This window comes from Pseudomonas sp. S3_G06 (assembly GCF_054667565.1).
In genome coordinates this window covers 4,738,125-4,754,221 of sequence record NZ_CP162738.1, presented here as the reverse complement: position 1 = coordinate 4,754,221, position 16,097 = coordinate 4,738,125, and the positions used below count along the sequence as shown (strand labels likewise).

Here is a 16,097-nt window from a genome sequence, read left to right as displayed (position 1 = left end):
TCAAGCTTCAAGCTGCAAGTAAAAGCAGGTTGCGGTGTTCCGGTGTCGTCAAGCTTGCAGCTGGCAGCTTATAACTTGCAGCTGATTCGTGCTATCGGCGAACGACCAGATACAAACCGACCGCGATCATGATTCCGGCGGGCCAGTGCGCCCACTCGGTCAGCGGACCACCCGCAGCGAGGATCGCGCCGCCGGCCAGATGCGCGCAGCCGAGCAGGCGCAGGAACCAGTCGTCCTTGCGTTTGCGCCACGGCGGCGGTGGGTCTTTGGCGTGGGGTTGCGACATGCGTTCGAGCAGATCGCGGGCCATGTTCGACAGGTGCGGAATCTGCTCCAGCTGGCTCTGCACGTTGCCCAGCAAGGCTTTCGGGCTGACGCGTTCGCGCATCCAGCGCTCGAGAAACGGTTGCGCGGTGTTCCACAGATCCAGATCCGGGTACAGCTGACGACCGAGGCCTTCGATGTTCAGCAAGGTCTTCTGCAACAGCACCAGTTGCGGCTGCACTTCCATGTTGAAACGGCGAGCGGTCTGGAACAGGCGCATCAGCACCTGGCCAAATGAAATATCTTTTAACGGTTTTTCGAAGATCGGTTCGCACACCGTACGGATCGCCGCTTCGAATTCGTTGAGTTTGGTTTCCGCCGGCACCCAGCCCGAATCGATGTGCAACTGCGCCACACGGCGGTAGTCGCGCTTGAAGAAAGCGAACAGGTTGCGTGCCAGATAATCCTGGTCTTCCGGGGTCAGGCTGCCGACGATGCCGCAGTCGATCGCGATGTACTGCGGGCTCCACGGATTGACTGTGCTGACGAAGATGTTGCCCGGGTGCATGTCGGCGTGGAAGAAACTGTCGCGGAACACCTGAGTGAAGAAAATCTCCACGCCGCGCTCGGCGAGCATCTTCATGTCGGTGCGCTGGTCGGCAAGGGTCGCCAGATCGGTGACCTGGATGCCGTAGATGCGCTCCATCACCAGCACTTTCGGCCGGCACCAGTCCCAATAGACTTGCGGTACATAAAGCAGCTGCGAGCCTTCGAAGTTGCGGCGCAACTGGCTGGCGTTGGCCGCCTCGCGCAAAAGATCGAGTTCGTCGTAAATAGTCTTTTCGTAATCCTGCACCACGTCGACCGGGTGCAGCAGGCGCGCGTCAGCGGAGAATTTTTCCGCCGCGCGGGCGAGGATGAACAGCCATGCCAGATCCTGCGCGATGATCGGTTTCAGGCCCGGGCGAATGACCTTGACCACGACTTCTTCGCCGCTTTTGAGCTGCGCCGCATGCACCTGCGCTACCGAGGCCGAGGCCAGCGGGGCGACGTCGAAACGGCTGAACACTTCGCTGATTTTCTTGCCCAGCTGTTCTTCGATCAGCTTGATCGACACTTGCGAATCGAACGGCGGCACGCGGTCCTGCAGCAGCATCAGCTCATCGGCGATGTCTTCCGGCAACAGGTCGCGGCGGGTCGAAAGAATCTGCCCGAACTTGATGAAGATCGGCCCCAGATCCTGCAACGCCAGACGCAAGCGCGCACCACGGTTGAGCTCCAGCGGCTTGCGCGGCAGCCAGCGCCACGGCAGCAAAAAGCGCACGGCCAGAAGAAACCAGGGCAGCGGCAGATCGAACAGCAGGTCATCGAGGCGGTAGCGGATCACGACGCGCTGGATGCGCAACAGACGGCGGACGGCAAGCAGCTTCATGCGTTATCGCTTGGGTCGAGGGATCGGGAAAGGCGCTCGAAACGCGCCTCGAGTCGTTCCAGATCAAGTTTGATCCGGTCCAGTTCGCTGAATCGCGCTTCCGCTTCGCGCTGCCCGACGAGGGTGCGCGATTCTTCGGCGAGGTATTCGGCAAGATTCTGGTTGAGGCTGGCAAATCCTTGTTGATACCAGCGCGCGCGGCTGCGCAGGTGACCACCGAGCAATTGCGTGGCGACCGGACCGAGCCAGCGCGAGAGTTCGTACTCCCAGTCCAGCTCAAGATCCTGCAGCACGCCGGCCAGCTCCAGCAACACACCGCTGTCGCCATCGAGCTCGACTTCGGGTGCGTGCAGCACCGCGGTCTTGTCTTTGCTCAGGGCCAGTTTCACCAGGCTTGAGGCCGGTGCACGCAACGTGCAATCGACATCCGCTGCCCACTGCGAGGCGAGCATCAAGCCTTCGTCGCTGGGCAGGATGAACAGTTGCAGCGCCGGGCTGCGGCAGTCAACGGCAATCACCTTGCCGGCCAAATGCGCCAGGCGCGGCAGCGCCGTGCTGTCGAGACGCAGCACCCGGTTGAGGCCGAGTTCGACGCTGGCGAGCAGCCCGGTAAGCAACATCAGGGCTTGATGCCGCGATGCAGGGCGACGATGCCTGCGGTCATGTTGTGATAGGTCACGCGGTCGAAACCGGCCTCGACCATCATCGACTTCAGGGTTTCCTGATTCGGGTGCATGCGGATCGATTCGGCAAGGTAGCGATAGCTTTCCGAATCGTTGGTGATCAGCTTGCCCATCAGCGGCATGAAGGCGAACGAGTAGGCGTCGTAGGCTTTCGACATCAGCGCGTTGGTCGGCTTGGAGAATTCCAGCACCAGCAGGCGTCCGCCGGGCTTGAGCACGCGCAGCATCGAACGCAGCGCGTCCTCTTTGTGCGTCACGTTGCGCAGACCGAAGGCGATGGTCACACAGTCGAAATGGTTGTCCGGGAATGGCAGTTTTTCCGCGTCGGCCTGAACGAATTCGACGTTGCCGGCAACGCCCAGATCGAGCAGACGATCACGGCCGACCTTGAGCATCGACTCGTTGATGTCGGCCAGCACGACCTGGCCGGTCGGGCCGACGAGGTTCGAGAACTTGCGGGTCAGGTCGCCGGTGCCACCGGCGATGTCGAGCACGCGGTTGCCGCTGCGCACGCCGGAAAGCTCGATCGCGAAACGCTTCCACAGACGGTGCATGCCGCCCGACAGAAGGTCGTTCATCAGGTCGTATTTAGCGGCTACGGAATGGAAAACCTCAGCGACTTTTTCCGCTTTCTGGCTTTCCGGAACGTTTTTGAAGCCGAAGTGAGTGGTGGGTTCGGCATCGCTGCCTTTGCGCTGATCAGTCATATCGCTGTCACCAAAAGAGAATGCGCGACATTCTAATCCCCAAGCCATGCTTTGTCTTGGAATGGCTAAAGGTAAGATGGGCAACCTTCGGGACGATTTGCCGCAGATGCGGTCAAGATTCAACGTCAGCCATTCAATCATCAGGAGTCATTCCATGGCCAAAATCAGTGTTGAGCGCGCCCACACCCTGGGCAAGGACGCCGCCCGCGAAAAGGCCGACAAACTGGCCAAAAAGCTCAACGAACAATACGGCCTTGAGCCGCAGTGGTCGGGCGACACCCTGAACCTCAAGCGCTCTGGCGTGAAAGGTGAAGTGCATGTGGCGGACGATTCGATCAGGGTCGACGTCGAACTGGGCCTGATGATGTCGGCCATGAGCGGCATGATCAAAGCCGAGATCGAGAAGGCCCTAGACAAAGCCCTGGCCTGAACAGCAAAAGATCGCAGCCTTCGGCAGCTCCTACATGGGAATGCGTACCCCTGTAGGAGCTGCTGAAGGCTGCGATCTTTTCATTCAGGCACCACCGATTCACATCAGTTGTTAGGGTGCCCTTTCTAATTTTTCTCCCTACTTTGTGCCTGAGCCCGACACTCGTCCGGCAGTTCCTCAAACCTTCTGCGCGTGAGGTGCACCATGGCCAAAGTCATTTTGAAGAAAAAAATCGACGCTCCGACTTCCACTCTGAGCGACGTCAAATCCTATGCCCGCAAGATCTGGCTGGCAGGCCTGGGCGCTTACACCAAGGTTGGCCAGGAGGGCAGCGAGTACTTTCAAGAACTCGTCGCCGCCGGTCAAACCGTTGAAAAGAAAGGCAAAAAAGCCGTCAGTGAAAAACTCCTCGCGGCCAACGCCGAGATCGATGACGCGGCCACTCAGGTCAGCTCGTTCAAGGGGCGCGTTGAAGTTCAGCTCGACAAGGTTGAGAAGGCCTTCGACAACCGTGTGGCCAGCGCCTTGAATCGGATCGGCATTCCGTCTAAACATGACGTTGAGGCACTCTCTGCTAAGCTCGATGAGCTGACGGCATTGCTCGAACGCGTCGCGCGAAAATCTTAAGGAGAACGGGATGGCTGGCAAAAAGAACACCGATAAAGAAAGCAGCTCGTGGGTCGGGAAGGTCGAGTCCTACTCCCGCAAAATCTGGCTGGCTGGTTTAGGCGTGTACTCGAAGATCGACACTGACGGCAGCAAACTCTTCGATGCATTGGTCAAAGACGGCGAGAAAGCCGAGAAGCTCACCAAGACTGCCGTCGGCAAGAAAGTCGAGGACTCGACCTCCTCGGCCAAGTCGCGCATCAGCGGCGTGAAAGACCGCGCCATGGGCAAGTGGGACGAGCTGGAAGGCGCGTTCGACAAGCGCCTGAACAGCGCGATTTCGCGCCTGGGTGTGCCGAGCCGCAATGAGGTCAAGGCACTCAACGCCAAGGTCGACACGCTGACCAAGCAGATCGAAAAACTCACCGGTCTGAAAGCTCAGCCTGTGGCGGCGAAAACCGCTGCGGCGAAGCCTGCCACTAAAACTGCAGCGGCCAAACCTGCGGCGAAAACCGCGGCCAAGCCACTGGCCAAAGCGGCGGCAAAACCGGCTGCGAAAGCTGCGGCCAAAACTGCAGCAGCCAAGCCTGCGGCCAAAGCGGCAGCCAAACCGGTTGCCGCCAAAGCCGCTGCCAAACCGGCAACCAAAGCAGCAGCAAAACCTGCGGCTAAGGCTGCGCCGAAACCAGCGGCCAAGCCAGCAGCGAAGACCGCTGCCGCCAAACCCGCGGCGAAGCCTGCGGCCAAACCGGCTGCGGCGAAAAAGCCTGCAGTGAAAAAGCCGGCCGCGCCGAAAGCCGCTGCGCCGAAACCGGCCGCCGCGCCGTCGACTGCTCCAACAGCTCCGGCCAACGCGGCAAACTCCGCTGCGGCACCTACGGCAGCCGCTACCCCGACTGCAGCATCGACACCGTCGACGCCATCCAGTCAGTCCTGATTTCAGGGCAAATCAAAAACGCCCGGCCTGTGAAGGTCGGGCGTTTTTTGTTTGTGCATTCCAAGCGGCCCCTCACCCCAGCCCTCTCCCCAAGGAGAGGGAGCCGACCGAGGTCTCCTGCGTCATACGTCGACCTGAACAAATCGAGTCGATTATCGATTCAAAGAAGCTCGCTCAGGTCGGCGTAGCTAGCGAACATCCCCCAATCAGTCCCCTCTCCCCTCCGGGAGACGGTTAGGGTGAGGGGCTTTTCGGGTCAGTCGTGATCCTCAAGGTATTGCAGCGCCATCCGCTCTGTCGCCACCTTCACTGGCGGCAGCAAATGCGGCGCCACCAGCATCATGATCTGATAAACCACCAACCTGACCTCTCCCTCACGATCAATAATCCGCTGGTAATCCAGCGAGAACAGCAGCGTCATGGTCACCTGCTCGACCAGTTGCCCCAGCGCCTGGGTATCGCTGACCAGTTGCCCCGAAGCCTTCAAGCGCGCCAGCAACGACGCTAGCGTCCGCTTCAGCGCATTGAGCAGATTGCGAATTCCCTTGGCCAGCTTCGGCAGGCGCCCGGCGAGGTTCGACAGGTCCTGGAACAGGAACCGGTATTGCGCCAATCGCTCGACGATCAAATGCAGAAACAGCCAGTAATCCTCCGGTGCAAGCTCCACGTTCGGCGGCGGGTCGAGTAGGGGTGCGAGTTCGTGCTGGAAGCGTTCGAACAGACCGAGAATCAGCGGTTCCTTGCCGTGGAAGTGGTAGTAGAGATTGCCCGGGCTGATCCCCATTTCGTTGGCCACCTCCATGGTGGAAACGTTCGGCTCACCCTTTTCGTTGAACAGTTGCAGTGCACATTCGAGAATCCGGTCGCGGGTTTTCATCCAGTCTTCTTAGAAAATTTCGGTTGAGCGTCAGCGCACATGCACATAGGTGCCGGGTGCCGCTTCCATCGGTGGATAGTTCGGGTTACCCAGTGTTGTGCGGGTCTCGTTAAGGGCGCCGGAGCGCTGCGCGACCCATTCCAGCCACTGCGGCCACCAGCTGCCGTCGACGTGTCTGGCATCGTAGTACCAGGCGCGCGGGTCACTGCTCAGTTTGGCGTTTTCGACGTAGGCAGCTTTCGGGTTGCTCGGCGGGTTGAGGATGCTCTGCACGTGGCCGCTGTTGGACAGCACGAAACGTCGTTCGCCACCGAGCAGAAGGGTCGAGCGATACACCGCGTCCCATGGCGTGATGTGGTCGTTCATGCCGGCGACGCTGAAGCTGTCGACATTGACCTTCTGCAGATCGATCGGCGTACCGCACACTTCTAGACCGCCTGCGTGGATCAGCGGGTTGTGCTTGAAGAAGTCCAGCAGATCGCCGTGCAGCGCCGCCGGCAGGCGGGTGTTGTCATTGTTCCAGTAGAGAATGTCGAAAGCGGGCGGCTCCTTGCCCAGCAAGTAGTTGTTGACGAAATAGCTCCAGATCAAATCGTTGGGGCGCATCCAGGCGAAGACTTTGGCCATGTCGCGACCCTCGAGCACGCCTCGCTGATACGAGCGACGCTTGGCCGCTTCCAGTGTTTGCTCGTCGGCGAACAGCGTGGCCGGGGTTTCGATCTGGCTGTCGAGCAGACTGACCAGATACGTCGCGCTGGCGACCCGGCGCAGTTGCCGTTTGGCCTGCAAATGCCCTTGCAGGGCGGCGATGGTCAGGCCGCCGGCGCAGGCTCCCATCAGGTTGACTTCGCGGGTGCCGGTAATCGCCCGGCAGATGTTCATCGCTTCTTCGACCGCTTCGACGTAACTCGACAGGCCCCACTCGCGATGGCGCACATCAGGATTGCGCCAACTGATCATGAAGGTTTGCAGGCTGTTTTTCAGGGCGTACTGGACGAAGCTGTTCTGCGGGCTCAGATCGAAGATGTAGTACTTGTTGATTTGCGGTGGCACCACCAGCAGCGGTTTGGCGTACTGCTTTTCGCTCATCGATTTGTACTGGATCAGCTCGAACATTTCATTGCGAAACACCACCGATCCGCTGGTGGTCGCCACGGTTTTGCCGACCTCGAACGCCTGCTTGGTCACTTGCCGTGGCAGGCCGTCGTTGTGCAGCAGATCATCGAACAGATGGCTCAGGCCACGCACCAGACTCTGCCCGCCGGAATTGAACAACTCCTTGACCGCCAGCGGATTGAGCAGAGTGTTGGACGGCGCCACAGCGTCATTGAGCAGGGTGAAAGCGAAGTGCGCACGGGCACGATCTTCAGGGCTCATGTCGCCTTCATCGATCCAGCTCTTGACCTGTTTCTGCCAGGCCAGATAAGCCTGCAGGCTGCGTCGGTAGAACGGGTTGAGGCTCCACGCCGGATCGGCGAAGCGGCTGTCTTGCGGATTGGTCGGGTGCAGGGTTTCGCCGAGCAGTACGCGGCCCAACTGTCCGCCAAGCTTCAGCGCATGCTTTGCGCTGTGCAACGGATTGCGCAAGCCGTGGGCGGCGACGCTGCGCAGTGTCGACAGCAGGTCCCTGCCACGCAGACCGGCGATCGCACTCTGGGCGTTGATAAACACGGCGGGGCTGGGCACCACGCCCGTCGCTGGTTTTTCGCGCATGACTCAACACTCCTTCGTCTTCAGGGCAAAAACACACTCACCGAACCAGAACACCATAGACGCTGTTACCGGTTGCTGCCTGCGCGGCGTCCTGCCGCGCGCTTGATTTGGAAAGTGCTGCATAAAGCAGGCCGCCGCGATCAGCCGCCCAGCGGGGTCGGATGCGGGTGCATGACTGCGCGCAGACGCTCCTCTTCGAGAAACTTCATGATGATCGGCGCCACCGCTTCGGCGCGGGTAATCAGGAACAGATGGCCGTCATCGATGATGTGCAACTGCGCATTGGGAATGCGCCAGGCGAGCATGCGCATGTTGATCAGCGGGATCAGTGGGTCGTCATCGCCGGCCAGCACCAGCGTTGGCTGATGGATCTTGTGCAGCCAGTGGATGCTGGTCCAGCCGAGGCCTGCGAACAGCTGCCAGTAGTAGCCGAGCTTGCCCGCCGAGCGCACTTTCGCCGCATGGCTGGCCGCCAGCGTCGGGTCGCGGCGGAACGAGCCGCCGTAGATCATCGGCGCGATGCGGATCACATGGGATGGCTGGATGTAGCGGCGCGGGCTGGCCATCATCCACAGCACTTTCGGCTTGCCCGGGACCATCACCGCACCGGCCGCGGTCGCCGCCAGTACCAGTTTCTTGCAGCGCTCGGGGTAGTCGTAGGCAAACTGCTGCGCCAGGGCGCCGCCCCACGACACGCCGATCACATTGACCTGACCGTAGTCGAGATAGTCGAGCATCCGCGCCGTCAGTTTGGCCAGGCCGGGGAAGCGATACGGTCGGTTCGGCGTCGACGACCCGCCGACCCCGGGGACGTCGAAGGCGATCACTTCCAGATCCGGGTCGAGCGCCGCGACAAACGGGAACACCAGCTCCAGGTTGGCGCCGATGCCGTTGAAAATCAGCAGAGGCGTCAAATGAGGCTTGCCGGGACGCACCGCCGTGCGAAGGGTCTGGCCATCCAGATCGACGGTGCGGAATATGAACGGTTGCGGCATGCTTCAGGCCCTGTAGATTTCAAGTCCACCCGTATTCCTGTAGGAGCGGGCCTTGTGGTGAGGGGATTTATCCCCGTTGGGTTGCGAAGCGACCCCGAATCCTGAAACCGCGATTTGTCAGACTGATCGCGGCTAGTCGATTCACGACTGCTTCGCAGCCGAACGGGGATAAATCCCCTCGCCACAAGGCCCTCTCCCACAATGGGTGGTGTCAGTTACCGTTCGTGAACATAAGTGCCCGGCGAAGCCTCGCCTGCCGGGTACGCTTTGTTGCCCAGTTTCGTCGGGGCCTTTTTCAGGTTGCCCGAGCGTTCGGCCAGCCATGCCTGCCAGTACAGCCACCAGGAATCGGTGTGCTTGGTCGAATTTTCCTGCCAGTCATCGGCGGTCGGCGCCATCTCTTCGCTGGTCATGTAGCGCGACTTCGGATTGCCCGGCGGGTTGAGGATGCTCTGGATATGGCCGCTGCTCGACAGCACGAATTCGACTTTGCCGCCGAACAGTTGCGCCGACTTGTAGCAGGACTTCCACGGCGTGATGTGATCGTTGGTGCCGGCCAGCGAGAAGATGTCGGCGGTGACCTGCTTGAGGTCGATCGGCGTGCCGCACACTTCCAGTGCATTGGGGCGGATCAGTGGATTGTTTTTGAACATCTCGATCAGGTCGCCGTGGAACGCAGCGGGCAGGCGGGTGGTGTCGTTGTTCCAGAACAGGATGTCGAACACCGGCGGCTCGTTGCCGAGCAGGTAGTTGTTGACCCAGTAGTTCCAGATCAGATCGTTGGGGCGCATCCAGGCGAAGACCTTGGCCATGTCTTTGCCTTCGAGCACGCCGGCCTGGTAGGAGTGGCGCTTGGCGGTCTCCAGGGTCTGCTCATCGACGAACAGGGCGACATCGCTGTCCAGAGTGGTGTCGAGCACGCTGACCAGCAGGGTGAGGGCGTTGACCTTGTTCTCGCCGAGCGCGGCGTAGTGGCCGAGCAGGGCGGTACAGGTGATGCCGCCGGAACAGGCGCCGAGCATGTTCACATCTTTGCTGCCGGTGATCGCCGTGACCACGTCGACCGCTTCCTTCAGCGCTTCGATATACGTCGACAGGCCCCACTCGCGCTGGGCCTTGGTCGGGTTGCGCCAGCTGATGATGAAGGTCGGCACATTGTTGCGCAGGCAGAAGCGCGCCAGGCTTTTGTCCGGACTCAAGTCGAAAACGTAGAACTTGTTGATCTGCGGCGGCACTACCAGCAGCGGGCGCTCATGGACCTGCTCGGTGATCGGCCGGTACTGGATCAGCTCCAGCACATCATTGCGGAACACCACCGCGCCTTCGGTGACGCCGAGGCTCTTGCCGACTTCGAACGCGCCCATGTTGACCTGGCTCGGCATGCCGCCGTTGTGCACCAGATCCTTGGCCAGATGCGAGAGGCCATCGAGCAGGCTCTTGCCGCCGGTTTCGAAGAAGCGTTTGACCGCCGCCGGATTGGCCGCCGTATTGGTCGGCGCCATGGCTTCGGTCATCAGGTTGATGACGAAATGGCCGCGAGCGATGTCCTTGGCGGACAGGCTGCTGTCATCAATCCAGGCATGCAGTTCCTTGCGCCAGGCCAGGTAGGTTTGCAGATAACGTTTGTACAGCGGGTTCTGGCTCCACGCCGGGTCGGCGAAACGGCGGTCGTCACCGGCCGGTTGCAGCGCGGATTTCCCCAGCAGCACGTTTTTCAGTTCGAGCCCGAAATGGGTCACGTGCCTGACGCTGTGAATCGGTTGTCTGATGGCCTGTTTCAGCACCATTCGAGCAGAGGCCAGCAGATCCTTTCCGCGCAGCCCGACGACGGGGTTAAGCCCCAGGGTGTTTTCCGAGGCTTGGTACTTCAGGTCATCGTTATTCTTGTCACTCATCTACGACGCTCCATTGTCCTGAGACGAGTACCCGGTTTCACGCTGTCGCTTCCACAGCCAATGCCGGGTACTACTGCTCGGGTGACCGTTGATTCTGCATAGCTGCTTTACAGTCGTAGAGCACTGCAGGGAACTTGCCAGCTCCATTGGTTACCCGAGTTTAATTTTTTTCGCAAGCGGCCCATCCTGGGCTGCGTGAGCGGAGCATTCAAACAGATGAAGTTAGAAAATGCCCTCTAAAGAGCAAGAGCCACGGACTAGAGCATCAGCTTGACGAACGACTCGTCCGGATCGCGGGATTTTCCGGCGGCCTGCAGCTCGGCGAGATAATCGTCCCAGAGTTCGGTCTGGCGCTTGCCGAGCTCGTAGAGGTATTCCCAAGTGAACAGGCCGCTGTCGTGACCGTCGTCGAAGGTCAGTTTCAGTGCATAGTTGCCAGCCGGTTCCAGCTTGCTCAGACCCACGTTGAGCTTGCCGAATTGCAGGATCGGTTTGCCGTGGCCCTGGACCTCGGCGGAGGGGGAGTGCACACGCAGAAACTCGGCGGGCAGGGTGAATTCCTCGCCGGACGCGTAAGTGAGCGTCAGGGTTTTCGAGGCTTTGTGCAGTTTGATGTCGGTGGGAATCATGAAAAACAGCCTTTAGCTGCAAGCTACAAGTTGCAAGCTTAACTCAGCTTGCCGCTTGTAGCTTGTAGCTTGCCGCTCTACAGAATGTAGCGGGACAGATCTTCGTTCTGCGCCAATTCGCCGAGGTGGCTGTTGACGTAGTCGGCGTCGATCAGAATCGCCTTGTCATCGTGGGCGCTGGCGAGGTCGCCGGCGCTGAACGACACCTCTTCGAGCAGGCGCTCAAGCAGGGTGTGCAGGCGACGCGCACCGATGTTCTCGGTTTTCTCGTTGACCTGCCAGGCGATCTCCGCCAGACGCTTGATGCCTTCGGGCTGGAACTGGATGTTCAGGCCTTCGGTTTTCAGCAGCGCGCAGTATTGCTCGGTGAGCGAGGCGTGCGGTTCGCTGAGGATGCGTTCGAAGTCTTCCGGGCTCAGCGCCTTGAGCTCGACGCGGATCGGCAGACGGCCTTGCAGCTCCGGCACCAGATCGCTTGGCTTGCTCAGGTGGAACGCACCGGAGGCGATGAACAGGATGTGGTCAGTCTTGACCATGCCCAGTTTGGTATTGACGGTGCAGCCCTCGATCAGCGGCAGCAGGTCGCGCTGTACGCCTTCGCGGGAGACATCGGCGCCGCCGACATTGCCGCGCTTGGCGACCTTGTCGATTTCGTCGATGAAGACGATACCGTGCTGCTCGACCGCTTCCAGCGCCTTGGCCTTCAGCTCTTCTTCGTTGACCAGACGCCCGGCTTCTTCATCGCGCACCAGTTTCAGCGCTTCCTTGACCTTGAGCTTGCGCGACTTCTTCTTGCCCTTGCCCATGTTGGCAAACAGCGATTGCAGCTGGTTGGTCATCTCTTCCATGCCTGGCGGCGTGGCGATTTCGATGCCGGAGACTTCGGCGACTTCGATCTCGATTTCCTTGTCGTCCAACTGGCCTTCGCGCAGGCGCTTGCGGAATAGCTGACGCGTGTTGGAATCGGAGCTCGGCGCTTCTTCGTTGCTGAAGCCCATGCGTGCCGGCGGCAGCAACGCGTCGAGGATGCGATCCTCGGCGGCGTCTTCGGCGCGGTGGCGTACGCGGGTCATTTCCTGCTCGCGGAGCATCTTGATCGCGGCATCGGCCAGATCACGGATGATCGACTCGACGTCACGGCCGACATAACCGACTTCGGTGAATTTGGTCGCTTCGACCTTGATGAACGGCGCATTGGCCAGTTTCGCCAGGCGACGGGCGATCTCGGTTTTACCGACACCGGTCGGGCCGATCATCAGGATGTTCTTCGGGGTCACCTCAACGCGCAGCTCTTCAGGCAGCTGCATGCGGCGCCAGCGGTTGCGCAGGGCAATCGCGACGGCGCGCTTGGCATCGTCCTGGCCGATGATGTGGCGGTTGAGTTCGTGGACGATTTCGCGGGGAGTCATGGACATAGTAATTGACGGTCCTCAAGCAGAAACAAGCCGTGGCACACGGGCCGCAACAGGCTTATTCAGCGAGATCCTGCTCCTCAATGGTCTGGGTGTGGTTGGTGAATACACAGATGTCGCCAGCGATGCCGAGAGCGGTTTCGACGATCTCGCGCGCCGACAGGTCGGTCTTTTTCAGCAGGGCGCTGGCGGCGGCTTGCGCGTAGGCGCCGCCGGAACCCATGGCGATCAGGCCATCTTCGGGTTCGACCACGTCACCGTTGCCGGTGATGATCAGCGAAGCATCCTTGTTGGCAACCGCGAGCATCGCTTCGAGGCGGCTCAGGGAGCGGTCGGTGCGCCATTCTTTGGCGAGTTCGACAGCGGCGCGGATCAGGTGACCCTGATGTTTTTCGAGCTGGCCTTCGAAACGTTCGAACAGGGTAAAGGCGTCGGCGGTGGCACCGGCGAAACCGGCGATGACCTGGCCGTGGTAAAGGCGACGGACCTTTTTGGCGTTGCCTTTCATCACGGTGTTGCCGAGAGAAACCTGGCCGTCGCCGCCCATGACGACTTTGCCGTGGCGGCGGACTGAAACGATGGTGGTCAAGGGAAGAGTCTCCACGCAGCGGGGCGAAAATGCCTTATGCCCATTCATATGGGGGTGCTGGAGGGGATTTCAACCGGCAGGGACGATGGGAGACGAATGGTGTGTGTGATGACTGTGGCGAGGGGATTTATCCCCGTTCGGCTGCGGAGCAGTCGCGAAACCATCATTTGCGGTATGCCTGCTGCACCGCAATGGCTGGTTTCAGGGCTGCTTCGCAGCCAAACGGGGGTAAATCCCCTCACCACAAAGTTTGAAGGTCACCTGCAAGTTGCAGCTGACCTCTGAGAGCCTTAGCGGCTCTGACGTTGTTGTAACAACAGGTTACTGAAGCCCGCACCAGCCAGTTGTTTCTGCGCCGTGGTCAGTTGTTCACGGTTGCTGAACGGCCCGACCAAGACGCGGTACCAGGTTTCATCCTTGACCGTGCCGGACTCCACCGCGACGGCTTGGCCGAGCAGAATGATCTGCGCACGCACCTTGTCAGCATCGGTTTCCTTGCGGAACGAACCGGCCTGGAGGAAGAACTTGGTCACTGGCGCGGCCTTGCTCACTGGCGGCGCTGGCGGCGGCGTGATACCCGCCAAGGCTGCCTGCGCCCGTGCGGTGTCGATCTTCGCCGCTTCGGCCGGGGTCACCGGCGTGGTCGGGATGGCCGGCACTTGCGGCGTCGGCAGGGTCTTCTCCGGTACCGCGTCCGGCGGCACGATCACTTCCGATTCCGGCAGCAAGGTGTAGAAGTCGTACTTCGGCTTCACCGGTTGCGTCGGGCTCGGCGGGGTCTTGTTGGCCTCGGCAATCTTCGACGCTTTCTGCTGTTGCTCGACCTTCTCGCGCTTGACCGTGTCGCTGCCCTTGCCCGGTTCCAGTTTCATCAGAAACACGATGAACGCGCCGACGGTCAGGCCGATGGCCATCCACAGCCAGCCCGGAATCGGTTGTTTCGCCGGGGCCTGATAGCGGCTGGCGCCGCGTTTGGGTGCAGGTTTTTTCTTGGCAGCCAACTTACATACGCTCCAGAGTTTCCAGACCCAACAGCTCCAGGCCTTGCTTGAGGGTGCGACCGGTCAGTGCGGCCAGACGCAGACGGCTCTGCATCTGCGCCGGGGTGTCGGCGGCGAGGATCGGGCAGTTCTCGTAGAAGCTGGAGAACAGGCCGGCGACGTCGTACAGGTAGGTGCAGAGAATGTGCGGCGTGCCTTTTTCAGCGACGTTGTTCAACACTTCGCCGAACTGCGCCAGCTTCGCCGCCAGCTCTTGCTCGTGCGCCGCTTCGAGGACGATCTGGCCGTCGACTTCGCTGAAGTCCTTGCCCAGTTTGCGGAACACACCGGCCACGCGGGTGTAGGCGTACAGCAGATACGGCGCGGTGTTGCCTTCGAAATTGAGCATCAGGTCGAAGTTGAAGCTGTAGTCGCTGGTGCGATGCTTGGACAGGTCGGCGTATTTCACCGCGCCGATGCCGACGACCTTGGCGATGTTGCGCAACTCGTCTTCGGCCAGGGTCGGGTTCTTCTCTTTCACCAGGTTGTAGGCGCGTTCCTGGGCTTCGGTGAGCAGATCGATCAGCTTCACGGTGCCGCCATCACGGGTCTTGAATGGACGGCCATCGGCGCCGTTCATGGTGCCGAACCCCATGTGCTCCATTTCCATCGGATGGGTGACGAAACCGGCCTTGCGCGCAACAGCGAAGACTTGCTGGAAGTGCAGGGCCTGGCGCTGATCGACGAAATACAGCGCGCGATCAGCCTTGAGCTTGCCGCTGCGGTAGCGCACGGCCGCCAGGTCAGTGGTGGCGTACAGGTAACCGCCATCGGCCTTGACGATGATCACCGGCAGCGGATCGCCATCGGCGTTCTTGAACTCGTCGAGGAACACGCACTGGGCGCCGTTGCTCTCGACCAGCATGCCGGCAGCCTTGAGATCGTTGACCACATTGATCAGGTCATCGTTATAGGCACTTTCGCCCATCACGTCGGCCATGGTCAGTTTGACGTTGAGCAGTTCGTAGATCTTCTGGCAGTGCGACAGCGAGATGTCCTTGAACTTGGTCCACAGCGCCAGGCATTCGGCATCGCCAGCCTGCAACTTGACCACCAGGCCACGGGCGCGGTCGGCGAATTCTTCGGACTCGTCGAAACGCTGCTTGGCCGCACGGTAGAAGTTTTCCAGGTCGGACAGCTCGTCGCTGGTGATCGGGTTTTCCTGCAGATAAGCCATCAGCATGCCGAACTGAGTGCCCCAGTCGCCGACGTGATTCTGGCGGATCACCTCGTCGCCGAGGAACTCAAGCACCCGGGCCACGCCGTCGCCGATGATGGTCGAGCGCAAGTGGCCGACGTGCATCTCTTTGGCCAGGTTCGGCGCCGACAGATCGACCACGGTGCGCTGCGCCGGGCCGGCCTTGCGCACGCCGAAACGGGCGTCGGCCAGCGCGGCGTCGAGGCGCGAGGCCAGGGCCTGGGTGTTCTGGAAGAAATTGATGAAGCCCGGGCCGGCGATCTCGGCCTTGGTGACGTTCTCGTCAGCGGGCAGGGCGGCGATGATTTTCTCCGCCAGATCGCGCGGCTTCATGCCGGCCGGCTTGGCCAGCATCATGGCGATGTTGCTGGCGAAGTCGCCGTGGGTCTTGTCGCGGGCGTTCTCCACCTGGATCGCCGGCGTCAGGCCTTCAGGCAACACACCTTCGTTGACGAGTTGGGTGAGGGCTTGCTGGATCAGCTGGCGAATGGTGTCTTTCATGGTCTTCTCTTTCGACCGCAAGCGCGGCGGGCGCATCGATGCGCGGGTGGAAAAACTGGGCATTATCCGTTGCGAAGACGGGCTTGCCAACCTTAGCAGGCAGCTTATGGGTTTGTGGTGACAATTCGACCGTTATCGCTGGCAAGCCAGCTCCCACAAGAGCGGCGCAGTCCCTGTGGGAGCTGGCTT

General features: G+C 60.7%; 16 protein-coding genes. 4 read left to right on the top strand and 12 right to left on the bottom strand.

Annotated features, from left to right (window positions below):
- Nucleotides 1–91 precede the first annotated feature (91 nt).
- The 3 genes from ubiB to ubiE are packed head-to-tail and all read right to left on the bottom strand — an operon-like array spanning nt 92 to nt 3,086.
- Entirely contained in the window at nt 92–1,696 is a 1,605-nt protein-coding gene (gene ubiB, locus AB4N47_RS21175) for a ubiquinone biosynthesis regulatory protein kinase UbiB (RefSeq protein ID WP_024011256.1), read from the bottom strand.
- Nucleotides 1,693–2,316, bottom strand: coding sequence for a ubiquinone biosynthesis accessory factor UbiJ (locus AB4N47_RS21170; protein ID WP_122601422.1), 624 nt, complete (start codon nt 2,314–2,316; stop codon nt 1,693–1,695). The genes ubiB and AB4N47_RS21170 overlap by 4 nt, the downstream gene beginning before the upstream one ends.
- On the bottom strand, nt 2,316–3,086 hold the full coding sequence (gene ubiE, locus AB4N47_RS21165; protein ID WP_016772069.1) for a bifunctional demethylmenaquinone methyltransferase/2-methoxy-6-polyprenyl-1,4-benzoquinol methylase UbiE: 771 nt from the start codon (nt 3,084–3,086) through the stop codon (nt 2,316–2,318). The genes AB4N47_RS21170 and ubiE overlap by 1 nt, the downstream gene beginning before the upstream one ends.
- 154 nt (nt 3,087–3,240) lie before the next feature.
- Between ubiE and AB4N47_RS21160 the strand changes: the two genes are divergently transcribed.
- The 3 genes from AB4N47_RS21160 (at nt 3,241) to AB4N47_RS21150 (ending at nt 5,059) form a co-directional block, all read left to right on the top strand.
- Nucleotides 3,241–3,516: a polyhydroxyalkanoic acid system family protein gene (locus AB4N47_RS21160; RefSeq protein WP_016772068.1), complete on the top strand. Its 276-nt coding sequence runs from the start codon at nt 3,241–3,243 to the stop codon at nt 3,514–3,516.
- Nucleotides 3,517–3,720: 204 nt separating this feature from the next.
- Entirely contained in the window at nt 3,721–4,143 is a 423-nt protein-coding gene (locus AB4N47_RS21155) for a phasin family protein (protein ID WP_016772067.1), read from the top strand.
- Nucleotides 4,144–4,153: 10 nt separating this feature from the next.
- A complete protein-coding gene (locus AB4N47_RS21150; protein WP_341638413.1) occupies nt 4,154–5,059 on the top strand; it encodes a phasin family protein in 906 nt (301 codons plus the stop codon).
- 256 nt (nt 5,060–5,315) lie between these two features.
- Here the strand turns inward: AB4N47_RS21150 and AB4N47_RS21145 are convergent, their stop codons facing one another.
- The 9 genes from AB4N47_RS21145 to argS form a co-directional block, all read right to left on the bottom strand.
- Nucleotides 5,316–5,936, bottom strand: coding sequence for a TetR/AcrR family transcriptional regulator (locus tag AB4N47_RS21145; protein WP_016772065.1), 621 nt, complete (start codon nt 5,934–5,936; stop codon nt 5,316–5,318).
- Nucleotides 5,937–5,966: 30 nt separating this feature from the next.
- Complete coding sequence (gene phaC, locus AB4N47_RS21140; protein WP_341638414.1) at nt 5,967–7,649, bottom strand: class II poly(R)-hydroxyalkanoic acid synthase; 1,683 nt, start codon at nt 7,647–7,649, stop codon at nt 5,967–5,969.
- Between the two features lie 140 nt (nt 7,650–7,789).
- Complete coding sequence (gene phaZ / locus AB4N47_RS21135) at nt 7,790–8,644, bottom strand: poly(3-hydroxyalkanoate) depolymerase (protein WP_016772063.1); 855 nt, start codon at nt 8,642–8,644, stop codon at nt 7,790–7,792.
- Nucleotides 8,645–8,859: 215 nt separating this feature from the next.
- Entirely contained in the window at nt 8,860–10,539 is a 1,680-nt protein-coding gene (gene phaC, locus AB4N47_RS21130; RefSeq protein ID WP_341638415.1) for a class II poly(R)-hydroxyalkanoic acid synthase, read from the bottom strand.
- Between the two features lie 257 nt (nt 10,540–10,796).
- Nucleotides 10,797–11,168, bottom strand: a complete 372-nt coding sequence (locus AB4N47_RS21125; RefSeq protein ID WP_341638416.1) for a gamma-butyrobetaine hydroxylase family protein — start codon at nt 11,166–11,168, stop codon at nt 10,797–10,799.
- 77 nt (nt 11,169–11,245) lie between these two features.
- Nucleotides 11,246–12,583, bottom strand: coding sequence for an ATP-dependent protease ATPase subunit HslU (hslU, locus tag AB4N47_RS21120; RefSeq protein WP_016772060.1), 1,338 nt, complete (start codon nt 12,581–12,583; stop codon nt 11,246–11,248).
- A gap of 55 nt (nt 12,584–12,638) precedes the next feature.
- Nucleotides 12,639–13,169, bottom strand: coding sequence for an ATP-dependent protease subunit HslV (hslV, locus tag AB4N47_RS21115; RefSeq protein WP_007968352.1), 531 nt, complete (start codon nt 13,167–13,169; stop codon nt 12,639–12,641).
- 290 nt (nt 13,170–13,459) lie between these two features.
- Entirely contained in the window at nt 13,460–14,170 is a 711-nt protein-coding gene (locus tag AB4N47_RS21110; protein ID WP_016772059.1) for an SPOR domain-containing protein, read from the bottom strand.
- A gap of 1 nt (nt 14,171) precedes the next feature.
- Nucleotides 14,172–15,908, bottom strand: coding sequence for an arginine--tRNA ligase (gene argS, locus AB4N47_RS21105; RefSeq protein WP_341638417.1), 1,737 nt, complete (start codon nt 15,906–15,908; stop codon nt 14,172–14,174).
- Here argS and AB4N47_RS21100 point away from each other — a divergent pair.
- Nucleotides 15,907–16,029 (top strand): hypothetical protein, encoded by a 123-nt coding sequence (locus AB4N47_RS21100; RefSeq protein WP_258379936.1) that lies wholly within the window; start codon nt 15,907–15,909, stop codon nt 16,027–16,029. The genes argS and AB4N47_RS21100 overlap by 2 nt on opposite strands.
- Nucleotides 16,030–16,097 lie beyond the last annotated feature (68 nt).